This is a genomic window from Paracoccus sp. (in: a-proteobacteria), from assembly GCF_030538755.1.
Lineage (GTDB): Bacteria > Pseudomonadota > Alphaproteobacteria > Rhodobacterales > Rhodobacteraceae > Paracoccus.
Map to the genome: position 1 here is coordinate 25,849 of NZ_JAUNTJ010000026.1, position 11,067 is coordinate 36,915.

Annotated in this window: 9 protein-coding genes; 4 read left to right on the top strand and 5 right to left on the bottom strand. The window is 64.6% G+C overall.

Features of this window, described 5'->3' with window-relative positions; genetic code table 11:
- Positions 1–2 precede the first annotated feature (2 nt).
- The 3 genes from Q4G14_RS13445 (at position 3) to Q4G14_RS13455 (ending at position 4,464) form a co-directional block, all read left to right on the top strand.
- Positions 3–788 carry an ion transporter gene (locus tag Q4G14_RS13445; protein WP_303362270.1) on the top strand — a complete coding sequence of 262 codons (786 nt, stop codon included), beginning with the start codon at positions 3–5 and terminating at the stop codon, positions 786–788.
- A gap of 148 nt (positions 789–936) precedes the next feature.
- Complete coding sequence (locus Q4G14_RS13450; protein WP_303362271.1) at positions 937–1,968, top strand: cysteine synthase A; 1,032 nt, start codon at positions 937–939, stop codon at positions 1,966–1,968.
- 6 nt (positions 1,969–1,974) lie between these two features.
- Entirely contained in the window at positions 1,975–4,464 is a 2,490-nt protein-coding gene (locus Q4G14_RS13455) for a DUF3772 domain-containing protein (protein ID WP_303362272.1), read from the top strand.
- 12 nt (positions 4,465–4,476) lie between these two features.
- On the opposite strand, the gene Q4G14_RS13460 is transcribed toward Q4G14_RS13455, so the two are convergent.
- The 5 genes from Q4G14_RS13460 to Q4G14_RS13480 form a co-directional block, all read right to left on the bottom strand.
- Positions 4,477–5,577: an AI-2E family transporter gene (locus tag Q4G14_RS13460; RefSeq protein WP_303362273.1), complete on the bottom strand. Its 1,101-nt coding sequence runs from the start codon at positions 5,575–5,577 to the stop codon at positions 4,477–4,479.
- A gap of 45 nt (positions 5,578–5,622) precedes the next feature.
- On the bottom strand, positions 5,623–8,376 hold the full coding sequence (gene gyrA, locus Q4G14_RS13465; protein ID WP_303362274.1) for a DNA gyrase subunit A: 2,754 nt from the start codon (positions 8,374–8,376) through the stop codon (positions 5,623–5,625).
- Between the two features lie 104 nt (positions 8,377–8,480).
- The gene (locus Q4G14_RS13470; RefSeq protein WP_303362275.1) at positions 8,481–9,167 is read right to left on the bottom strand and encodes a hypothetical protein; all 687 of its coding nucleotides are present in this window, start codon (positions 9,165–9,167) and stop codon (positions 8,481–8,483) included.
- Positions 9,164–9,646, bottom strand: coding sequence for a disulfide bond formation protein B (locus Q4G14_RS13475; protein ID WP_303362276.1), 483 nt, complete (start codon positions 9,644–9,646; stop codon positions 9,164–9,166). The genes Q4G14_RS13470 and Q4G14_RS13475 overlap by 4 nt, the downstream gene beginning before the upstream one ends.
- On the bottom strand, positions 9,646–10,224 hold the full coding sequence (locus Q4G14_RS13480; RefSeq protein ID WP_303362277.1) for a YqaA family protein: 579 nt from the start codon (positions 10,222–10,224) through the stop codon (positions 9,646–9,648). Before Q4G14_RS13480 ends, Q4G14_RS13475 begins: the two co-directional genes overlap by 1 nt.
- 206 nt (positions 10,225–10,430) lie before the next feature.
- Between Q4G14_RS13480 and Q4G14_RS13485 the strand changes: the two genes are divergently transcribed.
- Positions 10,431–11,067 (top strand): neutral zinc metallopeptidase (locus tag Q4G14_RS13485; protein WP_303362278.1); only part of this gene is annotated, 637 nt, incomplete at its 3' end.

Genomic DNA, 11,067 nt, shown 5'->3' on the forward strand with positions numbered 1-11,067 from the left:
TTATGCGCCTGCGCGACCGGATCGGCCAGATCATCTATGGCAAGCGCGCCCAGGTGTTCATCACCGGCGTGATTCTGTTCAATGCCGTGGTGCTGGGGCTGGAAACCTCGGGCACGATCATGGCGCAGGCCGGTCCGCTGATCCTGCTGCTGGATTCGCTGTGTCTGGCGATCTTTGTCGCTGAAATCGCCGCCAAGATCACCGCCAGCGGCTGGCGCTTTTTCCGCGATGGCTGGAACCTGTTCGACTTTGCCGTGGTCGGCGTCGCCCTGATGCCGGCCACGCAGGGGCTGTCGGTGCTGCGCGCCTTGCGGGTGCTGCGGCTGCTGCGGGTGGTTTCGGTAACGCCGCGCCTGCGCCGCGTGGTCGAAGGTTTTCTGGCCGCGCTGCCGGGCATGGCCAGCGTCTTTTTGCTGATGGGGATCATCTTTTACGTCGGCGCGGTGATCGCGACCAAGCTGTTCGCCGCCGCCTTTCCCGAATGGTTCGGCGATCTGGGCAATTCGGCCTATACGCTGTTTCAGGTGATGACGCTGGAAAGCTGGTCGATGGGCATCGTCCGCCCGGTGATGGAAACCTACCCCTATGCCTGGCTGTTCTTTGTGCCGTTCATCCTTGTGACCACATTCGCGGTGATGAACCTTGTCGTCGGTCTGATCGTGAACTCGATGCAAGAGGCGCATCAGGAACAGGAAAGCGAAGCGACCGAGGCCTATCGCGATCAGGTGCTGGCCCGGCTGACCGAAATCGAAAAGCGCCTTGCCGCGCAGCAAAGCCCGCGCGACTGACCCGCCGGGCCGCTGGCATATGCGGCCCTGCTGGCGGGGGGGCTGAACCGCGCGCCGGGCTGACGGCAGGGAAGCCGTCGCCGGGCTTGCCCCCGGATGCGGGCGGCGTGTAATCAGGGCGAAACGCCGTCAACAAGGATCAACCGCCATGCGCATCTGTCAGGATCTTGCCGCCACCATCGGAAACACGCCGCTGATCCGGCTGAAGCGCGCCAGCGAGGAAACCGGCTGCGAGATTCTGGGCAAGGCCGAGTTCATGAACCCCGGCCAGTCGATCAAGGACCGCGCGGCGCTGTATATCATCCGCGACGCGGTGGCGCGCGGCGTGCTGAAGCCCGGCGGCACCATTGTCGAGGGCACGGCGGGGAACACCGGCATCGGGCTGGCGCTGGTCGGGGCCTCGATGGGATTTCGCTCGGTGATTGTCATTCCTGAAACGCAAAGTCAGGAAAAAAAGGACATGCTGCGGCTGGCTGGCGCGACTTTGGTCGAGGTGCCGGCTGCGCCCTACAAGAACCCGAACAACTATGTCCGCTATTCCGGCCGTCTGGCCGAGGAGCTGGCGAAAACCGAACCGAATGGTGCGGTCTGGGCGAACCAGTTCGACAATGTGGCCAACCGTCAGGCGCATTTCGAAACCACCGGGCCGGAAATCTGGGAACAGACCGGCGGCAAGGTGGATGGCTTTATCTGCGCTGTCGGGTCGGGCGGGACGCTGGCGGGGGTGGCGCAGGCGCTGCAACCCAAGGGCGTGAAGATCGGCCTTGCCGACCCCGAGGGGGCTTCGCTGCATTCCTTTTATACCGATGGCAGTTACGATGCGCCCGGCGGCTCGATCACCGAGGGGATCGGCCAGTCGCGCATCACCGCCAACCTTGAAGGGTTCACCCCCGATTTCAGCTGGCGGATCAGTGATGACGAGGCGCTGCCGATCCTGTTCGACATGCTGGAATACGAAGGGCTGTGCCTTGGCGGATCGTCGGGCATCAACGTCGCCGGGGCGATCCGTCTGGCGCGCGAGATGGGGCCGGGCCACACCATCGTGACGGTGCTGTGCGACTATGGCTCGCGCTATCAGACCAAGCTGTATAACCCGGAATTCCTGCGCGCCAAGGGGCTGCCGGTGCCGCAATGGCTGGTCGCCGACAAACCCGGAATGCCCGAAGTTTACGAGGACTGATCCCACATGTTCCGCCGCGCTTTTTCCGTCTTTCTGACGGTTCTTTTGCTATGGTCCGGTGCCGCGCTGGCGCAGCAGCAGGCCGAAACGCCGCAGATCGACTATGACGCGTGGAACAGGTTTGCCGAGCAGGCCGAAGATACGGTGGCCGCCGACACGGCGACCAATGCCGATCTGGCCGAGTTGCGGGCGCGCGTCGCATCGTGGCGCGAACAGTTTGCCGAAGGGCAGAACGTCAACGCCAGCCGCATCTCTACGGTGCGCGACCAGATCGAGGCCCTTGGCCCCGCACCCGCCGAGGGCGAAACCGAAGACGGGGAAATTGCCGAGCGCCGAACCGCGCTGAACACGCAACTGTCGGAATTGCAGGCCCCGCGCGTGGCCGCGAACGAGGCCCACAGCCGCGCCGATGCCATCGTGCGATCAATCGACACGCTCAGCGCGCAGCGGCAGGCGGGCGAGCTGGCCCGGCTGTCGCCCAGCCCGCTGAACCCGGCCAACTGGTCGGCGGCGTGGTCGGAATCGCTGCGGCTGATGACGGCCATCGCGTCAGATATGCAGGCGCGCGCGCAGGCCCGTGGAGGCTGGAACAATCTTCAGGGCAATCTGCCCAGCGTGCTGGGCTATCTGATCGCCGCCGTCGTCCTGTTAAGCGTGGGCCGGCGCTGGATTGATTCCCTGCCGACGCGCTTGTCCACGCAGACCTCGCTGCATTCGCGGGCGGTGACGGGTTTTGTGGTCTCGCTGGGGCAGATCGCCATTCCGCTGATCGGCATCGTGCTGGGTATCTCGGCGCTGCGCGCCACCGATATTTTCGGCGACTATACCACCCCGATTCTGCAAAGCGTTCCGGTGGCGGGGCTGATCCTGTTCGGCGGGCGCTGGATCGTGCGGCAGGCGTTTCCGCACACACCGATCGCCTATGCCACGCTGACCCTGCCCGACAAGAAACGCGACGCCGTGCGTCTGACTGCTACCATCCTTGCCGCGCTGGCGGCGCTGCACCATATCGCGGCGGCCTCGTTCCTGCCGCTGTCGGGCTTTAACGACGGCGGCAAGGCATCGGGCCAGATCCCGTTCGAATTCGACGAATCCGCTGCCGCCGCGCTGCATTTCGTGCTGATCGTGCCCGCCGCGCTGATGCTGTTCCGGCTGGGGAATATCCTGCGCAAGCTGCTGGTCTGGGATGGCACGGAACAGCCGCCCTATCGCGTGCGCATCCTGTCGCTGGCGGGGCGGATGTCGCGTGTGGTGGCGGTGGTGGCGGTGGTTGCCGCCGCTGCGGGGCTGGTCACGGGGGCCAATGCGCTGCTGTGGCCGTGGATTCTGTCGCTGGCGCTGATCTGTCTGCTGATCCTGTTGCAGGATTTCACCACCGACCTGTTCGAGATGTTCACCCGCGGGCGCGAAGGCGCGCGCGACGGGCTTGGCCCGGTGCTGATCGGCTTTGCCCTGATCCTGCTGTCCACGCCGGTCTTTGCGCTGATCTGGGGCGCGCGCCGGTCTGACCTGTCGGAATGGTGGGTGCGCATCGGCCAGGGGGTTTCACTGGGCGGGATCACGCTGTCGCCGGGTGCCGTGCTGACCTTTCTGGTGATCTTTGTCATCGGCTATTCCGCCACCCGCTTTGTGCAGGGGGTGTTCCGCAATACGATCCTGCCCAAGACGCGGCTGGACAGCGGCGGGCAGAACGCGATGGTGTCCGGCATCGGCTATATCGGGATTTTCCTGGCGGCGCTGCTGGCGATTACCTCGGCCGGGATCGACCTGTCGTCGCTGGCCATCGTCGCCGGTGCGCTGTCGGTCGGCGTCGGTTTCGGGATGCAGAACATCGTGTCGAACTTTGTGTCCGGCATCATTCTGCTGATCGAACGGCCCATCAGCGTCGGTGACTGGATCAGCGTTGGCACCGATCAGGGCATCGTGCGGCGCATCTCGGTCCGCTCGACCGAGGTGGAAACCTTTGACCGCACGCAGGTCATCGTGCCCAACAGCGACCTTATCAGCCAGTCGGTGACGAACTGGACGCGGGGCAGCCAGACGGGCCGGGTCATCATTCCGGTGGGCGTCGCCTATGGCAGCGACACGCGCAAGGTCGCGGCAATCCTGCGCGAAATCATCGAGGATCAGCCGACCGTCACCATTGATCCGCCGCCAGCCGTGGTGCTGCGTGCATTGGGGGCCGACAGCCTGGACTTTGAAATCCGGGCGATCCTGTCCGACATCAGCGGCGGCGTCGGGGTGACGTCAGAGGTGCTGCATCAGGTGGTCGAGCGGTTTGCCAAAGAGGGGATCGAAATTCCCTATGCGCAGCGCGACATCTGGCTGCGCAACCCCGAGGCGCTTGCCTCTGGGATTGCCCGCGACGTTGCGGTGGCAGAAGCCGTTCCAGCCCAAGACACGCCGCACAAGCCGGAAAAACCTGATCCGCGGATGGGTGATCTGCCCGATACGGATGCCGATGCCGATGCCGGTGATAACGATAACGGGCGCTGAGCGCCCGTTACGTCACGCAGCGTGATCCGTGGTCAGCGGGTCGGTGCCGACGTCCTCGTCCATGGCCAGTTCGGGCAAGCCTTCGCGCGACAGCATGATCGCGACGGGGCGCAGCCAGACGGTATGCGCGCAGACGATCATCAGCGAGACCATGATCGGCACGGCAAGGAACATCCCCGGAATACCCCAGACCGATCCCCAGAACGCCAGACTGATGATGATGCCAAAGCTGGACAGGCGCAGCGTCTGACCCAGCAGCATCGGGTCAAGCACATTGCCGATGACGAATTGCAGCGCCGTGCAGGCGGCACCGATGACAAGCGCCAGCGCCAGATCGCCCGACAGCACGAAAGCCAGCAAAAAAGCGACCACCGTTGCCACGATAGACCCGACCGAGGGGATGAAGTTGAACACAAAGGTCAGGACCGCGATGGGCATGGCCAGATCCAGCCCGGCCAGCTTGAACACGCCCCAGACGCAAAACCCGGTCACGGCGCTGACAGCGGTTTTCACCACCAGATAGCGGTTCACCTTGTGCATGATGGTCGAGATGATGCGCCCGATGCGCCGCGCCTGTTCGGGATCGCCGGCCAGACGCTCGATCTTGGCGGGGAAGAACATCCGTTCGGCGAACATGAAGCCGACGAACAGGATAATCAGAATGCTGCCCGACAGCAGATCGCCCGCCTGACCCGCGACCGACCGCATCCAGCCTGCGATATTGACGTTGCGCAGCGCCGCGACCAGCGATTCCTGCATATTGGGGCCAAGCCATTCCGTCAGGTCCGGCAGCGCGGCCTGCGCGCGTTCGGTATAGGACACGGCGGTCTGCACCACGGCGTTCACCTGCGCGATGATGCTGGTGGAAATGCCCAGCAGCAGCGCGGCGATGGCCACCAGCGCCAGAATGGTCGCCAGCCAGCGCGCCACGCCCTGCCGCGCAATCGCGTTGATCGCGTCAGAGGTCAGCGAAAACAGGATGATGGCGATGGCCAGCGAAATCAGCATGAACCGCGCCTGAACCATCAGGAACAGCAGCAAGGCAAAGGCGATAATGCCCAGAAAGCCCGTTTGCAGCCGCTGCCGCAAGATTGATTCACGCGTTTCTTCCATGTTTCCCCAGATGGTTGCGGCTGGCCGGGTTGACCCCGGCCTTGATTACTCCGCGTCTTCGACCGGCCCATCTTCGGCCTGTTCGGCGATCCGTGCAACAGAAACGACGACCTCGCCAGCGGCGGTGTTGAACACCCGCACCCCGCCCGCGCCACGCGACCGGAAGCTGATGCCATCGACCGGCACCCGGATCGACTGCCCGGTCGAGGTCGCCAGCATGATCTGATCGCCGCCCTCTACCGGGAAGCTGGCGACCAGAGCGCCGCCGCGCATCGCCTTGTCCATCGCCATCACGCCCTGACCGCCACGCCCGCGCACCGGATAATCGTGGCTGGAGCTGATCTTGCCCGCGCCAGCGGCGGTGATGGTCAGGATCAGGTCTTCGGCCGCCGACATTTCGGCATAGCGTTCCTGGGTGATGCTGCCCTCGGCCACGGTTTCTTCGTCCTCGTCGGCCTCGGCCCCGTCATCCAGCGCCCCGGCAACCGCGCGGCGCATCTTGAGATAGGCGGCGCGTTCGGCCGGGTCGGCCTCGAAGTGGCGGATGACGGCCATGCTGACCACAGAATCGCCCGCCGCCAGACGGATGCCGCGCACGCCGGTCGAATCGCGGCCCTTGAACACCCGCACATCGGTCGAGGAAAAGCGGATCGCCCGGCCCATGGCCGTGACCAGCATCACGTCATCATCCGCCGTGGCCATGCGCACGCCGATCAGCGAGGTGCCCTCGGGCAGTTTCATGGCGATCTTGCCGTTCGATTTCACCTGCGCGAAATCCGACAGCGCGTTGCGGCGCACATCGCCGTCCGAGGTGGCGAAGACGACCTGATAGCTGTCCCATTCCGTCTCGGGGGCGTCCACCGGCATCAGCGCGGCGATGGAAACGCCGGGCTGGATCGGCAGGATGTTGACGATCGCCTTGCCCTTGGCCGTGCGCCCGCCGACCGGCAGACGCCATGTTTTCAGGCGATAGGCCATGCCGTCGGTGGTAAAGAACAGCAGTTCTGTATGGGTGTTGGCGACGAACAGAGTCGTCACCACGTCGTCTTCTTTGGTGGCCATGCCCGACAGGCCCTTGCCACCGCGCCGCTGCGCGCGGAATTCGGCCAGCGCCGTCCGCTTGATATAGCCGCCGGATGTGATGGTGACGACCATATCTTCGCGTTCGATCAGGTCTTCGTCATCCATGTCGCCGGACCATTCAGTGATCTCGGTGCGGCGGGGAACGGCATAGGCGTCGCGCACTTCGCGCAATTCGTCGCCGATGATCGCCATGATCCGTTCGCGACTGGCAAGGATCGCCAGATAGTCGCGGATTGAATCGGCCAGCGATTTCAATTCGTCCGTGACCTCTTGCACGCCAAGCTGGGTCAGGCGTTGCAGGCGCAGGTCAAGAATGGCGCGGGCCTGCGTTTCCGACAGGTTATAGGTGCCGTCATCATTGACCGGGTGCAGCGGATCGTCGATCAGGCGCAGATATTCAAGGATTTCATGCGCGGGCCAGCGGCGTTCCATCAGCCGTTCGCGCGCCTCGGCGGCGTCGGCGCTGGCGCGGATGGTGGCCACCACCTCATCGACATTGCTGACGGCGACGGCCAGACCGCACAGGATATGGCTGCGTTCCCGCGCCTTGCGCAGTTCAAAGGCGGTGCGGCGGGCGACGACCTCTTCGCGGAAGCTGATGAAACAGGTCAGAAAGTCGCGCAGGGCCAGTTGTTCGGGCCGGCCGCCGTTCAGGGCCAGCATGTTGCAGGCAAAGTTGGTCTGCATCGAGGTAAAGCGGAACAACTGGTTCAGCACCACGTCAGGGGTGGCGTCGCGTTTCAGTTCGATCACCACGCGGACGCCCTGACGGTCGGATTCGTCCTGGACGTTGGCGATGCCTTCGACCCGCTTTTCCTTGGCCAGATCGGCGATGCGTTCCTGAAGGCTGGCCTTGTTCACCTGATAGGGGATTTCGTCGATGACGATGGCCCAACGGTCCTTGCGGATTTCCTCGAAATGGGTTTTCGCGCGGATGATGACGCTGCCGCGCCCCTCAAGATAGGCCTTGCGCGCGCCGGATCGGCCAAGGATCAGCGCGCCGGTGGGGAAGTCGGGGCCGGGGATGATTTCCAGCAACCGTTCGGTCGGCAGGTCGGGGTTGGCGATCAGTTCCAGCGTGGCATCAACGACTTCGCCAAGGTTATGCGGCGGGATATTGGTCGCCATGCCGACGGCGATGCCGCCCGCGCCATTGACCAGCATGTTCGGGAAGCGCGCCGGCAGGACGGTGGGTTCGCGGTCCTTGCCGTCGTAGTTGTCCTGGAAATCGACGGTATCCTTGTCGATGTCCATCAGCAGGAAATCGGCGGGTTTGGCCATGCGCACTTCGGTATAGCGCATGGCGGCGGGCGGGTCGCCGTCCATCGAGCCAAAGTTGCCCTGACCGTCCAGCAACGGCAGCGACATGGAGAAATCCTGCGCCATCCGCACCAGCGCGTCATAGATCGCCGCATCGCCGTGGGGGTGGTATTTCCCCATCACATCGCCGACCGGGCGGGCCGATTTGCGATAGGGTTTGTCATGCGTGTTGCCGGATTCGTCCATCGCATAGAGGATGCGGCGATGCACCGGCTTCAGCCCGTCGCGCAGGTCGGGGATGGCGCGGCTGACGATGACCGACATGGCATAGTCAAGATACGAGGTCCGCATTTCGGCCGCGATGTCGATGACGGGGCCGTCATGGGCCATTACAGCGCGGGCCGGGCGGCCGTTTTCGTCGCCTTCCGGCAGGTCGTTGTCGGGGGTGTCAGCCACGGAATTTCCTCAAGATATTGTTGCCGCCGGGTCTATCCGATACCGGGCGTGGGTGCAATCTTGCGCGGGCGGGATTTGCGTATTTGGGCAAACAGGAAGCGGCCTTAGAGGCGGGTGAAATCGGTGCAGTCGGGCAGGGGGGTGTCGGGCTGATAGCTGGCGGTCGTTTCATTCCAGCGGAAGCTGCGGGTAAAGGTGCAGCGGGGAACCGTTTCCGGGCTGATGTCCGGTGTGATTTCCAGATGGGTGTTGTCGTGATCCAGAATCGCGCCGGGCGGAAAGATCGTCGCTGTCGTCTGGTAGAGCAGAATCGGGGGGCGGGCCTTTTCCGGTGCTGTGCTCAGCGCGGCGTCGAAATCATATTCATCGGCGCAATAGCCTTGCCGGGTTTCCGTGTCGGCCTGGGAAAAGCAGGCGCGGATGGTTTTATAGCCGGCAAGCGGCAGCGACAGGGCCGGCTGCGGCGCATCGGGGCGCAAGAGGATCAGCGTTTCGACATGTGCGCCGCCGCCGGAATAATAGGCCTTTTCGGTCTGCATCAGCGCGATCAGCCCATGGTCGTGCCACCAGCGGGGCGCATCTTCGGCAAGCGTTATCACTGCGTCGGGGTCATCGCCGGGCGGCAATTCGGGCAGGTCCATGATCCAGTTGCCTTGCGCCGAGGGCAGTTGCACCTGATTTTCACCGATCAGCGCCAGACAGCGCGGGTGGCCGGGGCAGGTGACATGCGGCAGCGGATCTGCGTTGGCGATGCCTGCCGTCAGCAGCGCAAGGGCCAGCGCCGCCCTCATGCTGTGGCGGGGTGGCGTGCGCGGGCCGAGGCCAGCCAGATGCCGGTCAGCCCTGCCGAAATGATCGCGTTCCAGCCTGCCATCGAGATGCCCAGCAGGCTCCACGCGACTTCATCGCAGCGCACGACCGGGGCGGCTTGCAGGCGGTTCATCAGGTCGGCGGTGGACAGCGCCGTCAGGTCGCCGACGCCGCCGGTGCAGGCGGTGACGCCGCGAAAGATGCCCAGCTCGATCCCGGCATGCCAGACGGCCAGACCCGTCGCGGCCAGCGCGGCCAGCACCCCCAGCCATGCCAGCGCGCGCCGCCAGCCCGCCCACCAGATCGCCGCGCCGATGGCGATGGCGATGGCATGGGGCCAGCGTTGCCAGATGCACATTTCGCAGGGCGCATAGCCGGCAAGCTGAAAGCCGAAGGCCCCCAGCAGCAGCGCAGCGGAACCGGCGGCGGCCAGCAGGGACAGGGTTTGAGGATAGCGCATCACAGATACCTGATCGCCACGAATCCGCCGATCAGGCAGACCATGAACACGGTGAACACCAGCCCCAGCCGGCGCTCGATAAAGTCGCGGATCGGCTCGCCGAATTTCCACAGCAGGCCGCAGACGATGAAAAAGCGCCCGGCGCGACCGATGACCGCTGCCGCGATGAACAGTGGCAGCGACAGACCGACGGCGCCCGAAAAGATGGTGATGACCTTGAACGGAAACGGTGTCAGCGCCGCGAACAGCACCGCCCAGCCGCCATATTCGGCAAAGCGCGCCGCCAGATCCTGATAGGCGGCCTCTTTGCCATAGGCGGTCAGCACCCATTGGCCAAGCGAATCCATCAGAAACGCGCCGATGACATAGCCCAGCAGCGCCCCCAGAACCGAACCGGCGGTGGCGACAGTGGCGATCAGCCACGCCCTGGCCCGCTGTGCCAGCACCATCGGGATCATCAGCACATCGGGCGGAATCGGGAAAACGCTGCTTTCGACGAAGCTGACCCCGAACAGGGCCGCCATCGAGTGGCGGTGTGCCGCCAGCCCCATCGTCCAGTCGTAAAGCCGTCTTATCATCGGAACCTCGTTACGCTTGCAGATGGTCTGTTGCCCGTCTGCGCCGTCGCGTCAAGCGGCGAACGCATGGGTCGCGCGGGCGTGATAGGACTTGGCAGGACGGGGGATTTCGCCGATGCTGTCTGGCAAAGGTGCCGGGAACCACGGGCTTTGTCAGGACGTTACAGCGTGCCGGGTGACGGCGGGATCACGAAAGGAATGCCAGCATGGAATGGCGTGGACGGCGGGGCAGCCGCAATATCGAGGACCGGCGCGGCATGGGCGCCACGGGTGCGGGCGGCATCGGCGTTGTCGGGATGCTGGCCGTTCTGGCGTTCGGCTATTTCTTTGGCATCGACATCAGCCCGGTGGTGCAGGGCATCGAGGGGCAGGGCCAGTCTCAGCCGCGCGAACTGACCGAGCGTGATCGCCAGTATGGCGAGTTCCTGTCGGTGGTGCTGGCCGATACCGAAGAAGTCTGGGGCCGCGTTCTGCCCGAACAGGCGAACACGCCCTACCGCGACCCGACTCTGGTCCTGTTCAGCGGGGCGGTGCAATCGGCCTGTGGCGGTGCGACGGCGGCGATGGGGCCGTTCTACTGCCCCGGCGATCAAAAGCTGTATCTGGACACCGATTTCTTTGATGTGATGGCGCAGCGCATGGGCGCGAGTGGTGATTTCGCGGCGGCCTATGTCGTTGCGCATGAGGTCGGCCACCACGTCCAGAACCTGCTGGGCATTTTGCCGCAGGTCACGCAGATGCGGCAGCGGGCGTCCTCGGCCAATTCGAATTACCTGTCGGTGCTGACGGAATTGCAGGCCGATTGCTTTGCCGGCATCTGGGCGCGGCAGGCCAGCGAGCAGT